This window comes from Anaerovibrio sp. JC8 (assembly GCF_002100115.1).
Lineage (GTDB): Bacteria > Bacillota > Negativicutes > Selenomonadales > Selenomonadaceae > Anaerovibrio.
Genome location: NZ_ANBM01000006.1, coordinates 192,702 through 215,198 on the forward strand (window position 1 = coordinate 192,702; position 22,497 = coordinate 215,198).

The 22,497-nt window shown below is 46.9% G+C and carries 19 protein-coding genes and 1 tRNA gene; 8 read left to right on the top strand and 12 right to left on the bottom strand.

What is annotated here, in order from left to right:
* Positions 1–22: 22 nt before the first annotated feature.
* Positions 23–2,980 (bottom strand): transporter substrate-binding domain-containing protein, encoded by a 2,958-nt coding sequence (locus D081_RS08000; protein ID WP_233127456.1) that lies wholly within the window; start codon positions 2,978–2,980, stop codon positions 23–25.
* Between the two features lie 239 nt (positions 2,981–3,219).
* Between D081_RS08000 and D081_RS08005 the strand changes: the two genes are divergently transcribed.
* Positions 3,220–3,294, top strand: a tRNA-Glu gene (locus tag D081_RS08005).
* A gap of 57 nt (positions 3,295–3,351) precedes the next feature.
* Positions 3,352–4,956, top strand: a complete 1,605-nt coding sequence (locus D081_RS08010) for a phosphoethanolamine transferase (protein ID WP_085023666.1) — start codon at positions 3,352–3,354, stop codon at positions 4,954–4,956.
* A gap of 76 nt (positions 4,957–5,032) precedes the next feature.
* Here the strand turns inward: D081_RS08010 and D081_RS08015 are convergent, their stop codons facing one another.
* Positions 5,033–7,585: a heavy metal translocating P-type ATPase gene (locus D081_RS08015; protein ID WP_085023667.1), complete on the bottom strand. Its 2,553-nt coding sequence runs from the start codon at positions 7,583–7,585 to the stop codon at positions 5,033–5,035.
* A 12-nt stretch (positions 7,586–7,597) separates the two neighbouring features.
* On the bottom strand, positions 7,598–7,837 hold the full coding sequence (locus tag D081_RS08020) for a metal-sensing transcriptional repressor (protein ID WP_369824005.1): 240 nt from the start codon (positions 7,835–7,837) through the stop codon (positions 7,598–7,600).
* Positions 7,838–8,170: 333 nt separating this feature from the next.
* On the opposite strand from D081_RS08020, the gene D081_RS08025 reads away from it, so the two are divergent.
* On the top strand, positions 8,171–8,959 hold the full coding sequence (locus tag D081_RS08025) for a ZIP family metal transporter (protein WP_085023669.1): 789 nt from the start codon (positions 8,171–8,173) through the stop codon (positions 8,957–8,959).
* 88 nt (positions 8,960–9,047) lie between these two features.
* On the opposite strand, the gene D081_RS08030 is transcribed toward D081_RS08025, so the two are convergent.
* The 3 genes from D081_RS08030 to D081_RS08040 all read right to left on the bottom strand — a co-directional run bounded on the left by D081_RS08030 (position 9,048) and on the right by D081_RS08040 (position 11,463).
* Positions 9,048–9,260 carry a hypothetical protein gene (locus D081_RS08030; RefSeq protein WP_085023670.1) on the bottom strand — a complete coding sequence of 71 codons (213 nt, stop codon included), beginning with the start codon at positions 9,258–9,260 and terminating at the stop codon, positions 9,048–9,050.
* Between the two features lie 2 nt (positions 9,261–9,262).
* A complete protein-coding gene (locus D081_RS08035; RefSeq protein WP_143272164.1) occupies positions 9,263–9,556 on the bottom strand; it encodes a type II toxin-antitoxin system VapC family toxin in 294 nt (97 codons plus the stop codon).
* 656 nt (positions 9,557–10,212) lie between these two features.
* Positions 10,213–11,463, bottom strand: coding sequence for an ATP-binding protein (locus D081_RS08040; protein WP_085023672.1), 1,251 nt, complete (start codon positions 11,461–11,463; stop codon positions 10,213–10,215).
* 459 nt (positions 11,464–11,922) lie between these two features.
* On the opposite strand from D081_RS08040, the gene D081_RS08045 reads away from it, so the two are divergent.
* The 3 genes from D081_RS08045 to D081_RS08055 all read left to right on the top strand — a co-directional run bounded on the left by D081_RS08045 (position 11,923) and on the right by D081_RS08055 (position 14,508).
* A complete protein-coding gene (locus tag D081_RS08045) occupies positions 11,923–12,333 on the top strand; it encodes a hypothetical protein (RefSeq protein ID WP_085023673.1) in 411 nt (136 codons plus the stop codon).
* Positions 12,334–12,795: 462 nt separating this feature from the next.
* Positions 12,796–14,106, top strand: coding sequence for an ammonium transporter (locus D081_RS08050; RefSeq protein WP_085023674.1), 1,311 nt, complete (start codon positions 12,796–12,798; stop codon positions 14,104–14,106).
* 18 nt (positions 14,107–14,124) lie between these two features.
* Positions 14,125–14,508: a P-II family nitrogen regulator gene (locus D081_RS08055; RefSeq protein WP_198941974.1), complete on the top strand. Its 384-nt coding sequence runs from the start codon at positions 14,125–14,127 to the stop codon at positions 14,506–14,508.
* A 251-nt stretch (positions 14,509–14,759) separates the two neighbouring features.
* On the opposite strand, the gene D081_RS08060 is transcribed toward D081_RS08055, so the two are convergent.
* Both D081_RS08060 and D081_RS08065 read right to left on the bottom strand, forming a co-directional pair.
* A complete protein-coding gene (locus tag D081_RS08060) occupies positions 14,760–15,902 on the bottom strand; it encodes a DNA polymerase IV (RefSeq protein WP_085023676.1) in 1,143 nt (380 codons plus the stop codon).
* 15 nt (positions 15,903–15,917) lie between these two features.
* Complete coding sequence (locus D081_RS08065) at positions 15,918–16,307, bottom strand: CGGC domain-containing protein (RefSeq protein WP_085023677.1); 390 nt, start codon at positions 16,305–16,307, stop codon at positions 15,918–15,920.
* Positions 16,308–16,545: 238 nt separating this feature from the next.
* Between D081_RS08065 and D081_RS08070 the strand changes: the two genes are divergently transcribed.
* Positions 16,546–17,781 carry an LL-diaminopimelate aminotransferase gene (locus D081_RS08070; protein ID WP_085023678.1) on the top strand — a complete coding sequence of 412 codons (1,236 nt, stop codon included), beginning with the start codon at positions 16,546–16,548 and terminating at the stop codon, positions 17,779–17,781.
* Between the two features lie 314 nt (positions 17,782–18,095).
* On the opposite strand, the gene D081_RS08075 is transcribed toward D081_RS08070, so the two are convergent.
* Positions 18,096–18,509, bottom strand: coding sequence for a universal stress protein (locus D081_RS08075; RefSeq protein ID WP_085023679.1), 414 nt, complete (start codon positions 18,507–18,509; stop codon positions 18,096–18,098).
* A gap of 29 nt (positions 18,510–18,538) precedes the next feature.
* Positions 18,539–19,165, bottom strand: coding sequence for a DUF4867 family protein (locus tag D081_RS08080; RefSeq protein WP_085023680.1), 627 nt, complete (start codon positions 19,163–19,165; stop codon positions 18,539–18,541).
* A 173-nt stretch (positions 19,166–19,338) separates the two neighbouring features.
* Here D081_RS08080 and thiD point away from each other — a divergent pair, with 173 nt between their 5' ends.
* Entirely contained in the window at positions 19,339–20,118 is a 780-nt protein-coding gene (gene thiD / locus D081_RS08085) for a bifunctional hydroxymethylpyrimidine kinase/phosphomethylpyrimidine kinase (protein WP_085023681.1), read from the top strand.
* A 99-nt stretch (positions 20,119–20,217) separates the two neighbouring features.
* Here the strand turns inward: thiD and D081_RS08090 are convergent, their stop codons facing one another.
* Both D081_RS08090 and D081_RS08095 read right to left on the bottom strand, forming a co-directional pair.
* Positions 20,218–21,870 (bottom strand): PcfJ domain-containing protein, encoded by a 1,653-nt coding sequence (locus tag D081_RS08090; RefSeq protein WP_085023682.1) that lies wholly within the window; start codon positions 21,868–21,870, stop codon positions 20,218–20,220.
* 73 nt (positions 21,871–21,943) lie between these two features.
* A complete protein-coding gene (locus D081_RS08095; protein WP_085023683.1) occupies positions 21,944–22,450 on the bottom strand; it encodes a methylated-DNA--[protein]-cysteine S-methyltransferase in 507 nt (168 codons plus the stop codon).
* Positions 22,451–22,497 lie beyond the last annotated feature (47 nt).

The following is a 22,497-nucleotide window of genomic DNA, read 5'->3' on the forward strand; positions in this document are numbered from 1 at the left end:
TATTTACTTTAATGTTAAAGCCTTACTTCAACATTTCCCGCAGGGTTTCAAACAGCTTCTTCACATCTATCGGCTTGGCCAGATGGCCGTTCATGCCCACCTCCTGGGCCTTCTGCTGATCCTCCTTGAAGGCATTGGCCGTCATGGCCACAATCTTGATATTGGCCTTCACCGGATCATCCAAATCCCTTATCTTTCTGGTAGCATCATAGCCATTGAGGTTCGGCATCTGAATATCCATAAGTATCAGATCATAATAGCCCGGCTCAGCCTTTGTCAGCATATTAAAGCACTCCACGCCGTCCTGGGCCCTATCAACGATAAAGCCGCTGTCCTCCAGAATAACCGTGGCAATCTCCGCATTAAGGTCATTATCCTCTGCCAGCAGAATCCGGTTGCCGCTGAAGTCCATCTCCTCTTCCTGGGTATCATTGCCTACCTCAGCCGGCTCCTGTCCTATTCTGAACGGCATCCGCAGAATGACCTCGGTACCCTTGCCTACCTTACTGTTGATTTCAATGACACCATTCATCATGTCAACGATATTCTTAACAATGGCCATACCAAGGCCGGTGCCCTGAATACCGCTCTGGGAGGAGGTCCGGGCACGGGAGAACTGCTCGAAAATCTCCGCCACGAATTCCTCGGTCATGCCGATACCATTGTCCTTGACCCTAATTTCCAGGAAGCATTTGTCATCGGTTTCCCCTGGCAGCTCCTTAACATTTACGGTTATATTGCCACCCTCAGGGGTATATTTCACCGCATTGCTGATGATATTCATAATAACCTCGGACAAATGGGTCTTATCCAGATAGAGATACCGGTGCTGCACATCCCGGGTGAACATGAAGCTCAGATTCTTCTTCTTCATTTCCCCTTCAAACACGGCGGTACATGAGCTGAACAATTCCGTGGAATCCGACAGTTCCTCATCAATGACCAGCTTCTTATTTTCGATACGGGCCATTTCCAATACATTATTCAATATATCCAGCAGCTGATAGCTGGCCAGCTTTACCTTCTTGCGGTAATCCTTGTTCAGCTCCACATTGTCCGGGTCCCGCTCCTCCAGCTCAGTAAAGCCGATAATGGCATTCAACGGAGTGCGGATATCATGGGACATATTAAACAGGAAGGTAGTCTTGGCCTGGTTGGCCACATCCGCGGCTTCACGGGCCTCCTCCAGCTTTATGTGCTGATGCTGCAGGGTCTCATTAAGAATCTTGGTTTTTTCCAGCTGAATATCCTGGGCCGCAGTAAGCTCCTCCAGGCGCATCTGTCTGTCCTTAAGAATTTCATTAAGGGTGGATATTTCCTGAATCTGCTGCTCCGACTCTGCAAGGTGCTCACGGTTCCTTCTGTTTTCTCTGGAAATAAAGAATACTATAAGGCTAAACAGCAGTATCAGGGCTCCTATAGGAATCCAGATATTCTGCTTCAAGAATTCTCCCGGCGTCATTTCGTGACGTGGCATATATTCATAGGAACGGGTCAAGGCAAAATCCTTGTCCATGAGATTAATACCATGATTAAATACGCTCATGGTATCAGCCTCGGCATTCAGGCACGCAAAGCCAATGGCCACATCGCTCACCAGCTGGGCCGAGTGAAGAACACTGTAGCTGGACTTGCTGTTCAAAAGATGCTCCGTTCTCATGCCGGCCACAATGGTAACATCCACTTCCCCGGCAAGAACTGCATTCATGGCTTCCTCATTGGAATTGTAATAACGCACCTGGTTATCAGGGTAATTAATTGCCCTAAAGGCATCTATCATCCCGTCAGGGCGGGAAATGGCAATTCTGGCCCTGCGCATGTCGGGATAATCTCCCTTGTAAATAAGGTTGAAATTTGAATTTATTACCGGATCACTTGGTATCATGTCGTATTTTTCTGTAATCCAATAATTGGAAAGAGACGGGAATACAACATCTACCTCATGGTCCTGCAGGGCCTTTACCAGCTCCTCACCGCTGTTATAGCCCTTGTATTCAATTTGCATATCGCTGACGCCCAGAGACTTAAAGATTTCCGGAATAAGATCCTTTATAACACCTGTAACATTGCCCTCTGCGTCCGTGCCGCAATACGGGAGATAATTATTGAAATAACCAACCCTGAAGGTATTATGGGTGGCCAGCCACTCCCGCTCAGCCGCAGACAGGGTAGTGGTAAAGGCTGTTTTCTTGAACCACTTTCCTGAAAGGTCCGTAACAAAATGAGGATTCTCAAGGTTTAACCGATGCTGGGCCTTGTTAAGGTCTGCCAATATATCAGGACGGTGCTTGCTGACTACCAGATAGAAATCAGAGGTTCCGGCCTCAAGACAAACCTCAATACCCATATTGCGGAAGAAATTATATCCCTCGGCTATCATAACATCTATATAGCCGCTCTTAAGGGCATCATCACGGGCCTTTATATCATCATATTCCACAATGGTAGCCTGAATATGGTGAGAGTCCAGATATTTTTGGACAACCTTAATCTGGGCCCCCGTAAGGGACCCGATACGCTTTCCGTTTAAGGATTCCGGCTCCGAGGTGACATGCACATTGGAGGACCGCTTGAAGAACAGATACTGGCTGGCTCCCATAGGGTCCTTCGGATAAGAAACTATGGCCATTCGCTCAGGCGTTAAGGCCAGTCCCCCCAGCAGGTCAACCTCACCCTTCAGCAGCTTGTCGTACAGCTCACCAAATGGGCCATATACATATTCATATTTCCAATTACTGTACAGCTTCAGACGCTGCAAATAATCGTAGCCATAGCCGCTTTTGACTACGCCCTCGTAGGCTCCCTCCTGGAAGCCCTCCTCCTCAAAATATCCAACCCGGACAACCTTTTCCTGGTTGGCTTCGGCTGACATCATGGGCCATATTTTGAAGGAGCCCAGCAGGAAGGCAAAAATAGCGATTATGCAGAACAAGTTTCGTACATTTAATTGCTTAAATATTGTCCCCTGACAATGCCGCATTTTCATGCACCCCTACATTTATCCAAAAAGAAAAATATCTTTCCTTTACTAATACACGACATGCCCACCCACGGCATAAGTATATTTAGTAATATTATATCAAAAATTAGCCAATTATTTAATAAAAAATAAGGAAATATAGAAAATATTTCGTCAATTATATTACATAAAATATAATATCCATGATAAAAAAATACTTGACGCAGTATTAATTCAGTGATATTATATCTCTTGTTCACGGCGCGTTGGTCAAGTGGTTAAGACTCCGCCCTCTCACGGCGGCTTCAGGGGTTCGAATCCCCTACGCGTCACCAGAAATCACAGCCCAGGATTATCTCCTGGGCTTTTTTGTTATTTAGGAGCCGGGCAAGATGGATAGGATAAACATGGGAAAATACTTAAAACAATGGGGAGCCTGCCTGCTGGTAGCCGGCTGGTGGTACGCTTATGTTCTGTATCAATATCTGTTCATAAAGGCCGACACCAGTGCCGTTTTTTACAGCGGGCTCATGGCGGGTACAATGGGTGCCGCTGCCTTTATATTGCTGCAGTTCCTCTGCGAAAGATACATAAAAAAGCCTGGGGCCTTCTGGTGTCTGGATATAATGCAGTTTATCTACTGCCTGCCGCCCCTGTTTTCCATCATCCACTATCAGCTCTACGGAAGCCTCATAACCTACGATGAAGCCACTGCCATTCACAATACCAATTTCCGTGAGGCCCTGGAATGGCTGCTGACCTATGTAGGCCCCCTGTATACCATTATGCTTGGAGCAGTCATGGTGGGAAGTATCGTTCTCATACATAAGCTGCGTTCCCTCCTAATGGAAAACAGCCAATATAATGGACAGCCGCCCCTGTTAATCCTCACCGTCACCGGAATGCTGGCAGTATCGCTGATGGCCGGGTATTCCTGGCTTCAGACTGATTTCATGGCACCCTATGCCCAGGCGGTGCGCTACAGCATGGGGCTCAGCCAATATTACAGAAATATGGAAGGCCAAAAGGATAATATTGTTATTTCAAACCCGGCTGCCGTAACCCAGTCCCCCCACACCATCATTATGGTTATCGGGGAATCAGCCACCCGGGACAGAATGAAGGCATATACCCCCTCCGACCCCTTTGATGATACCCCATGGCTCAGCCGCCAGATCGATAATCCTGATTTTATCATCTTTAATAATGCCTATGCCTGCCAGAGCCTTACCCAGCAGGTGCTGGAAAGTGCCTTGACAGAAAAGAGTGCCTATAACGGCAAGGATTTTCTGAACAGCATGAACATTATCGATGTTGCCAAAAAGAAGGGCTATAAAACCTACTGGATAACCAATCTGGGCCGGGACAACAACGAGTCCTCCTTCTTTAACGTGGCCGCCCGGGCTGACGTCCTTATCAATACTGGCAAGCATGATGACCACAGCATGATAGGAGAGCTGGCCAGCATTAACCCGCAGGAAAGCAATCTCATCATCCTTCATGGCAACGGCAGCCACGCCGCCTACAAGGAGCGGTATCCCAAGGATAAGGCCCTGTTTACGGACAGCACCAGAGAGGCAGAATACGCCAACAGCATCCGCTACACAGATGAATTTTTGCAGGCCGTATTTGAATATGGAAGGAAAAATCTCAATCTGCAGGTTATGCTCTATTTTTCCGACCATGGGGAGCATATGGGAACAGGCCACACCCCCAATGACCGGGATTTCGTAAAGGTACGCATCCCTATGTTTATCTATCTGGCCCCGGAATACCAGAGCAATAATCCGGCAAAATACGGACTCCTTAAGGACAGAAAGGACACCTTCTTCACCAATGACATGATGTACAACACCCTCAGCGGCATCATGAATGCCGAATCCGGCTTCTATGAAGCCCAGGAGGATCTGTCCAGCCCCGCCTATAATTTCACTCCGGAAACCCTATGGACCTTCGGAAAGGCCATCAGGGTATCTGAGGACCCAAACTTAAAATAAACACCAATATAAAAGGAGACTGTTCCACGAAGCAATAAACTCAGGGGAAAATCTCCTTTTTGTGCTATTTAGCGGCTCAGCCTACCAGCTCGTAGCCTGCTTCTTCAATTACGGCCTTGAATTCGCTCTCCGGAATATCACGGGTGGCCTTTACATCAGCCTTTTTCCCTTCCAGATCAACATTGACCTCAGTGACGCCATCCATCTTGGACAGTGCCTCAAAAACGTGCTTCTGGCAATGCTGGCACATCATGCCCTCAATTTTTAAAGTTTTCTCCATGGTTGTTTCCTCCTTAAAATTCTTAACATACTTAAAATATCTAAGTCTTAGTGCGTTTAAGCATACACACAGACTGGACATGCTCATGGCTGCAGCCCCCATTACCGGGGACAGCTTAATTCCAAAGGACGTAAAGAGTACCCCCGCCGCCACAGGAATACAGATAATATTGTAGAAAAAGGCCCAAAACAGGTTCTCCTTGATATTGCGGATTACGGCTCTGCTGAGCTGGACCGCACTGACGGCATCCAAAAGGTCATTTCGCACCAGCACTGCATCAGCACTTTCAATGGCGATATCCGTGCCCGCACCAATGGCAATGCCCAAATCCGCCCTTGCCAGGGCCGGGGCATCATTGATACCATCACCTATCATGGCCACCTTATGCCCCTCCTTCTGAAGGGCTGCAATGTGGGCCTCCTTATGCTCCGGCAATACCCCCGCAATAACCTGGGAAATATTCAGCCGCCGGCCAATGGCCTCCGCAGTCCGCTGATTATCCCCTGTCAGCATAACCACCTTGATGCCCATTTTCTCAAAGAGGCTGATGGCTTCGGCACTGGTGTCCTTTTCACGGTCTGCCGCCCCAAGAATTCCTATGAGGACTTTATCCTTGGCAAATATCAGGGGAGTGATTCCCTTATCCGCCAGCTCCGCAAGATAATCCTTATACGGGCTGACATCCACGCCCTGATCCGCCATAAACTGCTCATTACCAGCCACAAAATGGCTGGCCTTTTTATTTTCGGCATCCATTTCCCCATTATCCGCCATAATCCCCCGGCCAAATACAGCCTGAAAATTAGTCATGACCATAGGGGCAATGCCTTTATCGCTGGCATGCTGCAGCACCGCCTCGGCCAAGGGATGCTCACTGCCCTGCTCCATGCCGGCAGCCACCGCCAGAAGCTCCTCTTCGCTTACGCCTACCGACTTGATAGCTAATATTGAGGGTTTACCTACCGTAATGGTACCGGTCTTGTCCATTACTACGGTATCAATGCTGTGGGCGATTTCCAGGGCTTCACCGGACTTTATCAAAATACCGTGCTCCGCCCCCTTGCCAGTACCCACCATAATGGCCACAGGAGTAGCCAGCCCCAAGGCACATGGGCAGGAAATAACCAGCACGGAAATCATGATGGAAAAGGCAAACTCCACGCTGGCCCCCATGAACAGCCATACACCACCGGCCGCCAGGGCAATGGCCATAACAGCCGGCACGAAAATCCCGGCGATTTTATCCGCCATGCGGGCGATAGGTGCCTTGGTGGCACTGGCCTCATCCACCAGCCGAATAATCTGGCTGATGGTGGAATCCTCACCCACCCGCTGGGCCTTGAATTTAATATAGCCATTTTTATTGATGGTGGCGGAAATAACCCTGTCCCCCACCTTCTTGGCCACGGGGATGCTCTCCCCGGAAATTGCGGATTCATCAATGCTGGTGGTTCCCTCGATAATTACACCGTCCGCCGGCAGCCTCTCACCGGGCCGCACAACGATTATATCACCTACTATAAGGGTTCCCACCGGCACCACTTTTTCCTGACCATCCTTTAATACAGTGGCCTGCTTCGGTGCCAAATCCATGAGCTTTTCCAGAGCCTTGCTGGTCTGTCCCTTGGCCCGGGCCTCCAGATATTTTCCCAGAGTTATGAGGGTCACAATCATGCCCGCCGACTCAAAATACAGGTTGGTGCTGTATTCCGTCACCAAGGCCATGTCGCCGTGGCCCAGCCCATAGCCCATGCGGAAGATGGCAAAGGCACCAAAAACCGCCGAGGCCATGGAGCCCATACCCACCAGGGTATCCATATTGGGAGCACCCTGAAATAGTGTACGAAAGCCCACAATATAGAAATGTCTGTTAAGATACATAATTGGCAGCACCAACAGCATCTGGGCAAAGGCAAAGGCGATGGCATTTTCCGGCCCATCAAAAAGATTTCTGATGATAGACGGAACCGGCAGCCCCAGCATGCTTTCCAGCATCTGGTGCATGGAAATATACACCACCGGCAATAAAAATACCGCGGACCAAATAAGCCGTTTCAATATGGTCTCCGCCTGACCGGCGGCACTCGCAGTGCTGTTTTTTTCTTCTGTCCGTGAACTGGTTCCAATGCTCTGCTTGCCCTTGACGCTGGCCCCATAACCGGCCTTTTCCACCGCCGCAATAATGACCTCCGGGCTGGTGGTATCCTCGTCATATTCCAGCTGCATACTGTTGGTCAGCAGATTCACCGCCACACCCTGGGTACCCTCCAGCTTTTCCACCGCCTTCTGAACCCGGGCAGAGCAGGCAGAACAGGTCATGCCTGTAACATCAAACTTTTCTTTCTTCAAAATATACCCCCGCTACTTCATAACCTTTTGCAGAAGACAGCAAAGCTCGTCCACCACAGCATCATTGCCCTGACGGATATCCTCCACCACACAGCTGTGGATATGCTGATTCAGCAGCTCCTTGGTAAAGGCATTCAGGGCCGACTGCACGGCACTGACCTGGGTAAGAATATCCACACAATACCGGTCCTCGTCTACCATATTGTGAATTCCCCGAATCTGCCCCTCAATGCGATTAAGGCGGCGAATCAAGCCCTTGTATTCCTCCCCCTGCTTATCCCGAAACTTATGCTTGTGAAGTCCTTCACCCTCCTGGCTGCAGCAACAGCCACAGCCCTTTTCCTCTATCTCTGCATTATTCATCTTTGCTCTCCTTATAAATACACATGGCAAATATACCTTATGGGGGTATAATATACCCATCAGGGGTATATGTCAAGGGATAAAAAATTACAAAAGGCCGCCCCATAGCGCTATGAAACAGTTCAAGTATGCGAAAGCCTCCCAACTTTGCAAAAAGGGCTCGGCCATATATAATATGAAGTAGTATTTGTTGGTAGCATGATTTTTGAAAGAGGAACGAGTATGTCTATTGAAATCATCCAGGGACTCCTGATACCTTTTCTGGGTACCAGCCTGGGAGCCGCCTGTGTATTTTTTATGAAAAATCAGCTTAATCCCCTGCTGCAGCGGGGACTGCTGGGCTTTGCCGCCGGCATAATGGTTGCCGCTTCCGTATGGAGTCTGCTGATTCCCGCCATGGATCAGGCTGTATTCAGCTGGGGTGAAGTTCTCAGCTGTATTCCTGCCGTAACCGGTTTTTGGGCAGGAATACTGTTTCTGCTCCTGTTGGACCACCTGATTCCCCACCAGCATTTAAACACGGATGAAACAGAAGGTCCCAGCTGGAAGGGTTCAAAGTCCACCATGCTGGTTCTGGCAGTAGTTCTCCACAACATTCCGGAGGGCATGGCGGTGGGTGTCCTTTATGCCAGCTGGTATAGCGGTGCCGCCGACATTACCCTGGGGGCAGCCATTGCCCTGTCCATCGGTATTGCCATCCAGAATTTTCCTGAGGGGGCCATTATTTCCATGCCGCTGCGGGCCGAGGGCCTGTCAAAGCTCCGTTCCTTCATCTATGGCGCTCTTTCCGGCGCGGTGGAGCCCATCGGGGCCCTTCTCACCATTGCCTGTGCCAGCATAATTGTGCCAGTGCTGCCATTTTTGCTGAGCTTCGCCGCCGGTGCCATGCTGTACGTGGTTGTGGAGGAAATCATTCCCGAAATGTCTGAAGGGGAACATTCCAACATCGGTACCATCATGTTTGCCCTGGGCTTTTCCCTTATGATGATACTTGATACTACCCTTGGATAAAGATTATATTTGGGCAACAATAAAACCCGTCAGCAAAAACTGACGGGTTTCGCATATTCTGTAGTATCTTTACTGGATCATCTGCGTGTTAAACAACATTATTCTTTTCTTTCATGGCCTCAATGCCGGACAATATTTCTTCCGTGGACAATTCCTGCTGTTCGTACTTTTCCTTGGTATAGTCACCATGATTGTAATTAAACAGTCCCAAAAACTCCAAAGCACCCACCGGGCCTAATGCTTCTTTAAGTGCCTTCATCCCTACGCGGTGTAGTTCCTTTTTATCCTTAATATCAATCATGGCTATCCCTCCCTTAAAAAATCCACAGGATTTAGTATTTTCACAGACAAAGAAAGGTCCTTACTTGAACGGATTAACCTATCATCAACAGTTAAAAACACATCCGCCTTTCCTATTTCTGCTGCAGCAATATGCAGACTATCCATATCGTGCAAAGAAGAGCAGGACCCATATTGCAAAGCCTTATTTACTATAAAATCAGTCGTTTTAATGTGCTCGGAAACAGACTCTTTGTACAGGGTAAAAACATAATATAATTTCTTGGCATCCTTTATCATACTGATTTCCATATCCAAGAAGTCACTTCCCAAGATATGTTTATAGCTGTTCAATATAGTTTTTATCGCATTTGCCTCTCTGGCCACGCGTAAATCGGACAAATCATCATAAGGCCTGTTATAGCAACAGCAATCTAGATACAATCTCATTTTATTTTTACCCCATTATATCACACTAATTATTTCTCTTAGAAGTTAAATCCTCGCAGATAACTTATGCACCGGTATATACATGTATTGCGTGCAAATATTATTATTGCTCGTATTTTAATTATTTTCATTAATAATATTCACAATGTTAATTATATTATTTGCATAAATTTTGTCTATTGCTTAAATTTTATAGAGAATATAACATTATTTTTATGGGAAAATATCTAAAGCCTATTTATGCCAATTTTTCCGAAAATGCCCCCTATAATCCACCATTCCGCCCCAAACTTTAAAATATACGGTTTTTACGAAATAAAAAAATTATAATTTTTTTGTAATAGATTAGTTTTTCATCCGTATGTATGAATGGAAACTTACATAACCTGCTTCATCTTAGATGATAATGCAGGACCTCATACACTTTTTTTCCTTTTTTTGACGGGTCCTCTCCAACCCGTTCCTCTCCAAGAAGCCGTATTACCCAGCGGCTTCTTTTAATTTGCAAAAAAATCTGGTCAGTTTTATCGCCCATAGGTAGTGCCGCGGCCATTGCCATTCTTCTGAATATAGCCCCTGTCATGCAAAGTATTTAATGCCCGGATAGTTTTAGATTTGCTCCAATTCAGCCTGGTGGCAATTTCACTGCTGGAAAGCCGCATCCCGCTTTCCAAAACCTCCATGACCTTTTTATTTGCCGTGGTTATTTCATAGGTGGTGGTTAGGCATGGCAAGGAAACGAACACCGCATTTTCCGTCACATCAAAGGACGGCTGCCGGGTTGCACCGCTATAAGCCTCCTGTATTCTCTTGATGCCAGTACCAAACATTTCAATAAGATGCAGCCTGAAAAATACATTTCCGATTATAGGATTACGCAAATTGGAAATATAGCCGTTTATGTATTCTTCCTTGGTAAGTCCCTTTGGCAAGCCACCCGGAGAAGCTATCTCTATTCTATCGGCAAACATGGAAATCCTTATGTGAGAATTAACATCCCAGGTCCGATGTACCAATGCGTTGGCAACCGCCTCACGAAAAGCCATTTCGGGAATAATATCTACCGTCTTGCGCTCTATCCCGTCTATTTTTTCATATTGGTAGTAACGCTTATACATGGAAACAGCCATATCATATTGCTGCAAAATTGAAATACCGGAATGAGTTTCCCTATCCATTATTTCACTGAGGCTATTGCCAAATTTGGCTATATCGATGCCACTGAATTTATTTTCATCAGCAAAAAGAGCCGCCGCTATATTATACTGTTTTTCATCACCCAAAAAACCGAAGGTCCGCAATATATCCTCCGACAGCCGGGACACCCCCAGTATTTTGATTAGTTTTTTCTCAAAATAATCAAAGGTAGGCTCTATCGCACCGCAGGAAAGCCCCTCATAATACAGGTTTGAACCCTCCAGGGCCAATCTCTTCAGCTCAAGCTGGTCAACCTCTATGGTAGCTGTATCGCTGCGACGATAGGCCTTGCCTCTGTAAAAATAAGGCTTAAACTTACCTTCGGACACTGCAATAGTTATGACCCCAGTTTTCCTGTTTATGTTGATAGAATAGTCCGGCTTGGGATTAATGCTGTCATTGATTTTATTTTCAATATCCAGACGAACTCTTTCCGGTTCTGAAACGCCGACAGGTGTCCCATCATCATCTACCCCAAACAGTATTTTTCCCCCGCTGAAATTGGCAAATGCACTGACAGTTTTTAAAAAACTATTAGTAATTTCCCGCTTAAACTCTAAATTTCGTCCCTCTTTCATCGTTACCCCTCCCATTTCGTGCCACTATTTTTACCACATCATATAATAACCAAAACAAAAATGCAACGAAAAATTTTTCGTTGCATTTTTTGTATGCTACAATTTTTTCGAAAAAAATTTTATTTTTTTGTAATAGATTATTTTTTCATCCGTATGTATAAATGGAAAACGATACGGACCATGTTTAATCAAGGATGATAAGGCTGGTCTATCGTGCACTTTCTTTTTCTCTGCAGACGGGTCCTCCAACCCGTCACTCTCACAGGAGCCGCACCCCAGCGGCTTCTTTTTTTATGCCCGGATAAGTTCACCATAAAGCATAAAAATAAAACTTTTTCACTTAAATTTCCTTGTTATTTTCATAATCACCCATAAATTTTTCAGTTTTGTCTTATAACATATTACACAACATAGGCCTATGAAGTTGAATTAAAGTTTATATATCGGAGGTAGATATTTATGAAAAAGATTATTACTTGTATGTCTGTTTTAGCCGTAATGTTGTTTAGTTGCAGTGCATTCGCCAGCGAAGCACCACAGGATAAAATCGGTACTGCTGCGGCAGGAGCCGTAATCACAGAAGAATCAGTTGACGCATCTCGGGTTGGGGCTGTTGTGGATAACGAACCAATGACCGAAGAAGCTATAAATCATGGAACAGTAAACGAAAAGCCGGATTTGGATGCATCTAAAAATGGTTCTGCCGTAACCCAGAGACCAATTCATCAGGAGCCAGCTATTCAGGCACCAACTGATGAGGGTCCTATGAAGGACGAGCCAGTTTTAAAGGCACCTCAGTCCGAGCGCCCAATTCAGGCACCTGCCGGAAATGCCCCAGTAGACGAAACTGCTGAGCCTACAATTAAATAAGCCACAATAACAAGGGAGCTGTGCTTTGCACAGCTCCTTTTTATTCTTTAAGAACAGTGATGGATTTTTCGAAAAAGAATACTTCACTGACACCTTTAGTGACCCTGATTTCTCCTATACTTAAAAACTAATTAAAATTTTCTTTCTATACCCTATTGACATAGTAGAAAAAAAGAGTATACTTAATGACAACAACATATCAAGGCAATGATGCCCCACCAATTCAGGTACCGGATTTGGTGGGGCGTTTCTGTTTTCTGGTAGGTTGTTTCATTTGAAAGTCAAATAGGGTGTACGGCTGCTGTCACGCAAGAATCAGATCTCCTAGCTTTTTCTTCAGCAGACGTATTGGGACAAAGGCGTCCTGTAGTTCTTGAAAGATACGAGAGCTATGGGCCGCCTTTTCTATTTGGCAAAGGACTAATACCATTATCCAAAATTTTCTGGAAAGGAATGATAATTATGATCGATACTGGCGATACTGCCTGGGTACTGATTAGTGCAGCCCTGGTATTTCTAATGACTCCTGGACTGGCCTTCTTCTATGGCGGCATGGTCCGCAGTAAAAATGTTCTTACAACTATTATGCAGAGCTTCTTCATTGTGGCTCTTATCTCCGTGGAATGGGTGCTTATCGGCTATGCCATGACCTTCGGCACCGACATCAACGGCTTTATTGGTGCTTTGGACAAGATTGGCCTCGTAGGGGTTGGCCTCAATGTCCTGGAAAATGGCACTATTCCTGAGCTGGCCTTCGTAGCCTTCCAGTGCATGTTTGCCGTTATTACCCCAGCCCTTATCACCGGCGCCTTTGCTGAGCGCATGAAGTTCGCTGCCTTTGCTCTCTTTATTCTTCTCTGGGCTATCTTCATTTACAACCCAATGGCCCACTGGGTATGGGGCGGTGGCTTCCTGGCCGAGCTTGGTGCTCTGGACTTCGCTGGTGGTCTGGTAATTCACATTCTCTCCGGTGTTTCCGGTTTGACTCTTTGCATACTCCTTGGTAAGCGTGCTGGCTACGGCCGCACCGCCATGATTCCTCATAATCTTCCTATGACTGTTTTGGGCGCAGCACTTCTGTGGTTTGGTTGGTTTGGTTTCAATGCCGGCAGTGCTCTTGGCGCCAACGCCTTAGCCGCTAATGCTTTCGTCACCTCTCAGGCAGCAGCGGCTGCGGCAACTCTTTCCTGGGTAGTTACTGAGTGGAAGATGAATGGCAAGCCTACCATCCTCGGTGCAGCTTCCGGTTGTATCGCCGGCCTTGTAGCCATTACCCCGGCTGCAGGCTTCGTGGCTCCACTGCCATCCGTTATTATCGGCCTTGTAGGCGGTGTTGTCTGCTACTTCGCTGTGGCAGTTCTCAAGGAAAAGCTGGGCTACGATGATGCCCTTGACGCTTTCGGCGTACATGGTATTGGCGGTATGTGGGGTGCTTTGGCCACCGGTATCTGGGCTACCACCGAGATTAATCCTGATGGTGCCAACGGCCTTTACTATGGTGATACCCATCTCTTTATTGCACAGGTCATTTCCATCGGTGTAGCTGTCGCTTTGGCAGTAGTAGGCACCTGTATCCTGTACAAGCTGGTTACCCTTGTTACTGAGGCCCGTGTCTCCGAGGCTGAGGAGCTTACCGGCCTTGATATCGTGGAGCACGGCGAGCGTGGCTATGCCCGTTCCATCCTGGGTGGCTCCCCTATTATGGGCAGCTTTGAGGATTCCAGTGAAATGCTGGCCAACACAGTAATGCAGGCCAATGCCAACAAGGCGTAAGAAAGGACAGGTGATATTATGAAAATGACCAAGATTGAAATTATTACCCGTTCCAACAAGCTGGACGACCTTATGGGTGCCCTGAATGATATCGGGGTGCTGGGCATGACTGTTAGCCAGGTCTTTGGCTGTGGCCTCCAGAAGGGCCATGAAGAGGTATACCGTGGCAAAAAGTACGATATAAATCTGGTGCCAAAGGTAAAAATCGAAACTGTGGTATGTGAGGTTCCTGTGGATCTGGTTCTGGACACTGCCCAGAGGGTCCTGCGCACCGGCAACTACGGCGACGGCAAGATCTTTGTATATGAGCTTACTGATGCTGTCCGCATCCGCACCGGCCAGAGGGGTGCTACCGCCATAATGGATATTCCTGGTGAGAAAAAGGAGTCCTCCAAAAGCTAAAATAATACTATTTAAGCATTAAAATAACATTTAAAAAATGCTGGAATCCCGTAGCAGATTCCAGCATTTTATTTTTTATCCGATGCTAACGGTTGCTAAGACTCCCTCCTCTTAGGCGGGAGTTAAGCAGGTATCCACAAGCAGCTTGCTGATTGTGTGATAATCGCTTATGCAGAGCTAAGCACCCGTAAAGCAATGGGTAAAATTCGACTAAATTCAGATGGAGTATAAAACTCCACCTGAATAAGTCTTCATTTTATGAGGCTGCCCCGGGTTACTCCCAGCTTGCCGAATTTGCTGTTTATACCGTCAATGGCCTGATAGAGCTTGTCCTTTTTCTCGTCGTGGAATAAGGACACCGCCTCCATTTCCCCAAAGCCGCTGGTGGAAACTCCCAGCAGGCGGATATTTCTGGTTATGTTGAGGTTTTGAAACAGCTCCTTGATGGCGGTGAAAATATCATTATCGAAATTTGATGGCTCAAACAGCTGCTTCTGGCGGGTATAGGTGGTAAAATCCCGGGTCCTCAGCTTTAACTGAATGGTCTTGGCCTTGAAGCCGGCCTTCCTCAGCCGCCAGCCCACCTTGACAGACAGCTGCAGCAGCACCTCCAGGGCCTCCTCTGCGGTCTGAATATCCTCCCCAAAGGTGATTTCATTGCCAATGGACTTGGCCCGGCCCCGTGGGGCCACCGGCCGTTCATCCAGACCACGGGACAGATTATATAGGTGCTGGGCGGTTTTCTCCCCTATCATATTCCGCAGCCGCTGATAATCCAGCTTGCGCAAATCCAAAACGGTCCTTATATGAATGGAATCCAGTAAAGCCGCGGTCTTGGCCCCTACTCCCCAAATTCTCCTGACAGGCAGCGGATCAAGAAAGTCCTGCACTTCATCCTTCGCCACCACTACCAGCCCGTCGGGTTTGTCCAGATCCGAGGCAATCTTGGCAATAAACTTATTGGGGGCAATTCCCACAGAAGCAACTATGCCTGTCTTTTCCCTTATTTCCTGCTTCAGCTTCATGGCATACTGCAGGGGATCATCCATGAGCCGCCCCATGCCTGTCAAATCCAGAAAGGCCTCATCAATGGACAAGGGCTCTATAAGGGGTGAATAGTGGTCAAATATGTCAAAAATCTGCTGGGATACCTCAGCATAGCGGGGATAATTCCCCTGGATAAAAATGCCCTGGGGACACAGCTTCCTTGCCTTGGATGTAGGCATGGCGGAATGAACCCCGAATTTTCTGGCCTCATAGGAACAGGTGGAGACCACTCCCCTGCCCCCAATGCCTCCTACTATGAGGGGCTTGCCCCGGTATTCCTTATGGTCCAGCTGCTCCACCGAAGCAAAAAAGGCATCCATATCCACGTGCATTATAATTCTGTCCATAGGAATAATCCTCTATTACTCGATAACTAAACGCTCTCCTGTGGCGTGCTGGCCGTGGGTACCGTCGTATACTGCTACCCCTGCGGCTTCCAGACGCCTGCTGATATTTTTAATGGTTGGGCAAAGCACCGGCACCTCATCGGCATTTTTCTTGCTGGTGCAATGGGAAAGATGCACGGCATCAATGCCGTTTTTCGCCATGCGGGCTATTTTCTTTTCAATGCCCTCCTGATCTTCCAGCATACTGTCTCCGCAGCCGTTGCAGGTCCACATGGCCGCCAGCTGTATATCCTCACCGGCATATTTTTTGAAGCCTTCGCTGCGCTCATTGAAGGCCCGGAGGCACCCGGTCCCGGCACAGGCGGCAGAAGTCTTTAAACAACGTAAAATAGCAATTTTCTTCATAACAATCTCTCCTAATATCTTAATTCCTTATTTAGTATAACTCAATGGTGCAACTTTTTTCTGTTTTAAATAAAACATTTTCCGTATTATTTCATTTCGTGATTTATCTCTTGTTTTAAGGAGAAATTGATAATAATTTTCAAAAATATCTATTGAAATTGCATAGTAATATGGTATAATATGATAAAAATGTTATAATACATTATATCACGTTATAGAAAGTTTATGAGGTGTATGTATGGCTACAGTAAATGAAAACTATTTAAAATTACCGGGAAGCTATCTCTTTGCAGAAATTGGCCGCCGTGTGGCTGCCTTTAAGGAAGCCCATCCTGAGGCTGATGTTATCCGTCTGGGCATTGGTGACGTTACCCAGCCTTTGCCGGCTGTCTGCATTGAGGCCATGCACAAGGCCGTAGACGAAATGGCCAAGGCCGAAACCTTCCGTGGCTATGGCCCGGAGCAGGGCTATGACTTCCTTATTGAAGCCATTCGACAGACCAATTATGTAGGTCGTGGCATTGAGATTGCTGCTGATGAAATATTTGTCAGCGATGGTTCCAAGAGTGACTGCGGCAATATTCAGGAGATTTTCGGCACTGATAACAAGGTAGCCATTACTGACCCTGTATATCCTGTATACCTTGATTCCAATGTTATGGCAGGCCGCACCGGTGAAATCAAGGAGGACGGTCATTTTGAAGGTATTACCTACCTTCCATGTGATGCCAGCAACAATTTCTCCCCTGAGCTTCCCAAGGAGCCGGTGGATATGATCTATCTCTGCTGCCCTAACAATCCTACCGGTACCACCCTTTCCAAGGAACAGCTGAAGAAATGGGTGGATTATGCCAAGGAAAATAAGGCAGTTATCCTTTTTGACGCTGCCTATGCCGCCTATATTACTGAAGCTGATGTGCCTCGTTCCATTTATGAAATCGAGGGTGCCAAGGAAGTGGCCATTGAGTTCCGCTCCTTCTCCAAGACTGCGGGCTTCACCGGAACCCGTTGCGGTTATACCGTAATTCCTAAGGCTGTTAAGGGCTTTACAAAGGAAGGCAAGCCAGTGGAATTCAACAAGCTCTGGAACCGCCGTCATACCACCAAGTTCAACGGCACTGCCTACATTATCCAGCGGGGTGCTGCCGCTATTTACACTCCAGAGGGCCAGAAGCAGGTCAAGGAGCTGGTGGGCTACTATATGGAAAATGCCCGGATTATCCGTGAGGGCCTTGCAGCTGCCGGCATTGAGGCCTATGGCGGCGTAAATGCTCCATATATCTGGCTTAAGACTCCAAACAATATGCCATCCTGGGACTTCTTTGACAAGCTCCTGACAGAGGTAAATATTGTGGGTACCCCAGGTGCCGGCTTTGGACCATGCGGTGAAGGCTATTTCCGCCTTACAGCTTTTGGTGACAGGGAAAACACCCTGCGGGCCGTAGAACGCATCAAAAACAAGCTTCATTTTTAATAATAAACATATAAAGTAGAAAAATATAAAAGGCAGGGACTGCTGTCTATAGCGCCACTCATGGGCCTAAAACTTTTTGTCCGATTATATAGTGTAAAAAATCATAACTCGCGTCGCCCTTATAGGACTAGCTTCGCGTCGCTCAAACAAATGATTTTTTCCACTAATATTAAGGTACGGACAAAACAGTTTATTAACGACCCATGAGCTAATTGCTATAGCCACCAGCCCCTGCCTTTTTTAGAACATTTAATTATTATTTATTTAACGCTATTTTAATATTTATTAATTACTAAAATATTGTTTTAAAATTGTTATTTTGCAATTAATACAGAGCAAGGTGCCTGCTCCAGCACATTGCGGCTTACACTGCCCATCAGGATGCCTTCCACCAGACTCAGGCCACGGCTGCCCATTACGATAAGGTCAACGGCATTGTCAGTGGCGTAGTCCACAATTTTCTCATAAGGAATACCCACATCCAGCACGGTTTCACAGGTCAGGCCCTCTGGAAGTCCTTCCTTGATCTCCCCTAAAATACGGTTTCCTTCCTCCGTCAAGGAATCAATGATTTCCTGGCAGAGATGAACGGAAATGGCGGCCTGCTGAATGTTTACCACGTAGAAAAATATTAAGGAGCCGGGCTCCAGCTTGGCCAGACGTACAGCCTGCTCTACGGCCTTCTCAGACTCTTCGGAGCCGTCAACCGGAACTAAAATCTTGCACATATTTATTCCCCCTTACTATTACAGCAAACCTATTCAAAATCCTGCAGACTTAAATTCTTCCCCTTCAGGGTTCCTACCCGTCCGCTTTCGCCACTTTCCGGGTGTACCAGCAGCCATTTGTTTATGGCAAAGAGCATGGCAGACTCACCCTTGGCCTCCGGTTCCACATCCAGGGCCTCATTGGTGCCTCCCGGCAGTACCACACCACTGCGGAACTCCTTGCCGTCTACACCACATGGGGCATAATGCAGGGTGGTAGCATAAATCTCCACCACGGTGCCCTTGGGTACGAAAAAGGCCTCCACCTTGGAGGTATCGTAGGAATTGTCCTCATAATCAATATCCCAGCGGTGCCCCACCATGAGAATCATGTCCGTTCCGGCAATATTGATTTCCGAATCCCGATGGTATTCCAGCCCATTGAGCTTATCGTTGAAGCCGTAGCAGCAGCCAAACTCTATTGGCATTCCCCCATAAACCTCGTCCATAAACTTCAGAAACAGCTTGGTGGTTTCAAATTCTGGTATAGAGGCTTCATACAATACTTCCCCCTGAGGTGCCTCCGGCAGCTTTTCTACCTCCGTTATAAATTCAGAAACCTCCATGTCCATAACCCGGCCATATTTCCTGAAGGCTTCATCCATTACACTTTTCATTACAAAAATCCTCCATAAATATAATTCCTTGGTTTTTATTTCGCCAATGGACTTCCTAAATCCTGCTGAAATCACTAAATAATCATGTTGCCAGAGCCCATCCGTCGGTCTATACTTAGAAATGTGATATTGGGATAGGAAAAATTTGTCCCAAAAGAGAGTGAGGTTTAACCATGAAATCCGTATTGACCATTGCCGGCTCAGATTCCAGCGGGGGGGCAGGAATCCAAGCTGACATTAAGACCATTACTGCCCATAAGCTCTTTGCCACCAGTGCCATTACGGCCCTGACCGCCCAGAATACCACCGGGGTACGGGCTATTCACAATGCTCCTGCAGAATTTGTTGGTCAGCAGCTGGATGCCATATTTGAGGACATAGCGCCAGATGCCGTTAAAATCGGCATGGTTTCCAGCCCCGACATCATTCAGATAATTTCCCAAAAGCTGCGGGATTACGGGGCCATGAATATTGTGGTTGACCCGGTGATGGTATCCACCAGCGGCTCCAAGCTTTTGGAGGATGAGGCCATAGATAATCTCTGTCGCCTGCTGCTGCCTATTGCCAGCGTTATAACTCCAAATATTCCTGAGGCCCAGGTGCTGGCTGATATGGAAATCAAGACCCTGGAGGATATGGAGGAAGCCGCCAAAATTATCGGCAGCAAAATCTACGGCGGTGTTCTCATAAAAGGTGGTCACTTAACCACCACTGCCACGGATCTGCTGTACTATGACGGTGAAATCAACTGGTACCGCCAGGAGCATATAGATAATCCTAACACCCATGGCACCGGCTGTACCCTTTCCTCTGCCATTGCCTGCAATCTGGCCCTGGGCTATGATTTGCCGGAGGCTATTGCCAGAGCCAAGAAATATCTTACCGGTGCCCTAAAGGATGGCCTTGATCTGGGAAAAGGCTCCGGCCCACTTAATCACATGTACGCCCTTTAATTTTCATATACTTAATAAAGTGCAATAAAAATGCTTAATAAATAGTTTTATATCATTTATTAAGCATTTTTTTAATGTTTTAAAATTGTCATCTCAGTGCTACTGCAATGGCTTGAATTCCAGATTGTTTCTTATGCTCCAATCTATCACCGCATCCTTTATTTCCCCAGTAAGGATGTGATTATGATCCCCCAGGGCCTGGAGGATAGCACCGTTGGACACTTCAATGCAGGCCACAGGCTCCCCCTGCTGCTCCAAATAATATATGGTGCATTCCTTGCGGCTGGCCTTTTCAGTATACAGATAAAATACACAATTATGGAATTTCTCCGACAGCTCAAAGAGCTCCTTGCCGCTTCGGGCCGCCTTGAAGCTGCCCTGGGGAGTCTCCTCCTCCTTCATGAGATCACCCTTGGTCATGGTAAATTCCACATCCATGTAGCTCTTGTGACGGGCATTTTCCTCCCGGCGACGCTGCTCTGCCTGAAGCTGATACATGCGGCGTTCCTCTGCCGTCCATATATCATGGGTTTCCTTGGAAAAGCCATAACGATAAATGGCCTGAACGAAATCATCCTTCAGTTCATCATTGACATAGCTCTTAAACCACATGTACAGACAGTCCCTTACATGCTGGTCATTCATAAGCAATGCCCCCCGGAGTATTTCCGCCACCTTCTGAGGCTCCCATTTTTCCATCAACCACCGATAAAGCAGCTGCCAGCCCACATAGCGGGAATCATAGGCAGCTTGTGTTTCCTTATCCTGCTTTTTCCACCAGGATCTAATATGATAATTATCAAGATTCCCCCACCCACGGCTATAATAATCTACTTTTTTTGAATATATGGTACCGACCCGATCAACTCCCAGAATATCAGGATTTTTCCCAGCCAGTCTGTCTACATTATAAAAAAGTGACCACATATTTACATCCGTGATGCCAATTTGCTTCAGAAAATAACATATCAGCAGGACAAACCCGTTTTCCCGATAGGCCTTTTGCAGTCCCTTTGTCTTTGGCAAATCAAGGTAATCACAGATTATTTCAAAATTGCTGTCATTGGTTCTGAGAACCTGCTGGGCAAAATCATAGCCCAACATATCCACATACCAGCCCACATTTACATCCAGAGGGTACAGAGTAAAATATTTTAATAAACGGGCTGGGGGCATATTGGCCGGTATGGTGGGCACAAAGCCAAACTCCTCCCCCGCCAGCTCCTGCAAAAAGGCCATTACTTTATCAATAACCAGCTGGGGAATATCAACGGAAAAATCAAAGCCGTTATCCGTCCAGTCGTATTTATAAATAAAATTATTTCCCCCGGATTCTACCTTGTCCGAGACAGCCGGAATGCCCATATATCTCCATTTGCCATAATCCAGCCTCAGGGAATACTGCTTGCTGGACTTCCTGTTAAGCTGTATCCCATGATAGTCATCCCACATGACATTGAATACGTCTACCAGTATAATGGCTGTTTTCTGGGGCTTATACAGCTGTACCCGCCATCTGGCGGCTGCTTTTTTATAAGCACAGCTGTATCTGTTTTTAAAATCTGTGACGTCCACATAGGCCAAAAGATTATTGGAAGTCTTATTGGCTGTAACCTCACTGATTTCCTCATCACTCATTTCACTGCTGATTATACTGAGCCCATATTTTTCTATATCATCCTGGGCCCATGCGTCCTCACATTCCACCCATTGATTGTTTTTTCCATCCAATATGTAATAACTTTGTTCCACACTATCACCCGCTCATAGAACACGCACCCCCGGAAAGCTTTCTCCCCCGGAGGTGCGTCTTTATATATCCTTCTTATTCATTGTACACTATTTTTTCCAAATCCAACAAAAATCTCTTTTTGTCCAAGCCACCTGTATAGCCGGTTATGGCCTTTCCTGCCCCCAGGACCCTATGACAGGGAACAATAATGGCTATGGGGTTATGCCCCACGGCCCCGCCTACTGCCTGGGCTGAGGCCCTGGTGCCCCTTCTCTCCCCCACCAGCTTGGCTATGTCACCGTAGGTCATGGTTTCCCCGTATGGAATGTCCTTCAGCACATCCCACACATCCATGCGAAATTCTGACCCTTTCATGGATAATTTGGGAGTAAAATCAGGCCTGCTCCCAGCAAAATAAAGGCTCAGCCACAGCTTTGCATCCATTATGTCCGGCTGTTCATCATTGAATTCTACATCCTTGAGATTTATGGGCAGCTGATTCCCCTCATCCTGCTCAAATACCAGGCCTGTAAGGCCATCATCATCAGCAGTAAGATACAGCTTTCCCAAAGGGGAATCAAAAAAAGAAATATATTGCACGCTGACTGTCTCCTCTAAAGTCATTTTAACATTTTTAAAACATTATA

Bases quoted from the DNA above. Each gene is read 5' to 3' on its own strand.
- D081_RS08000 (WP_233127456.1), bottom strand. From the start codon at position 2,980: ATGCGGCATTGTCAGGGGACAATATTTAAGCAATTAAATGTACGAAAC.
- D081_RS08010 (WP_085023666.1), top strand. From the start codon at position 3,352: ATGGATAGGATAAACATGGGAAAATACTTAAAACAATGGGGAGCCTGC.
- D081_RS08025 (WP_085023669.1), top strand. From the start codon at position 8,171: ATGTCTATTGAAATCATCCAGGGACTCCTGATACCTTTTCTGGGTACC.
- D081_RS08030 (WP_085023670.1), bottom strand. From the start codon at position 9,260: ATGATTGATATTAAGGATAAAAAGGAACTACACCGCGTAGGGATGAAG.
- D081_RS08040 (WP_085023672.1), bottom strand. From the start codon at position 11,463: ATGAAAGAGGGACGAAATTTAGAGTTTAAGCGGGAAATTACTAATAGT.
- D081_RS08045 (WP_085023673.1), top strand. From the start codon at position 11,923: ATGAAAAAGATTATTACTTGTATGTCTGTTTTAGCCGTAATGTTGTTT.
- D081_RS08050 (WP_085023674.1), top strand. From the start codon at position 12,796: ATGATCGATACTGGCGATACTGCCTGGGTACTGATTAGTGCAGCCCTG.
- D081_RS08055 (WP_198941974.1), top strand. From the start codon at position 14,125: ATGAAAATGACCAAGATTGAAATTATTACCCGTTCCAACAAGCTGGAC.
- D081_RS08060 (WP_085023676.1), bottom strand. From the start codon at position 15,902: ATGGACAGAATTATAATGCACGTGGATATGGATGCCTTTTTTGCTTCG.
- D081_RS08065 (WP_085023677.1), bottom strand. From the start codon at position 16,307: ATGAAGAAAATTGCTATTTTACGTTGTTTAAAGACTTCTGCCGCCTGT.
- D081_RS08070 (WP_085023678.1), top strand. From the start codon at position 16,546: ATGGCTACAGTAAATGAAAACTATTTAAAATTACCGGGAAGCTATCTC.
- D081_RS08075 (WP_085023679.1), bottom strand. From the start codon at position 18,509: ATGTGCAAGATTTTAGTTCCGGTTGACGGCTCCGAAGAGTCTGAGAAG.
- D081_RS08080 (WP_085023680.1), bottom strand. From the start codon at position 19,165: ATGAAAAGTGTAATGGATGAAGCCTTCAGGAAATATGGCCGGGTTATG.
- thiD (WP_085023681.1), top strand. From the start codon at position 19,339: ATGAAATCCGTATTGACCATTGCCGGCTCAGATTCCAGCGGGGGGGCA.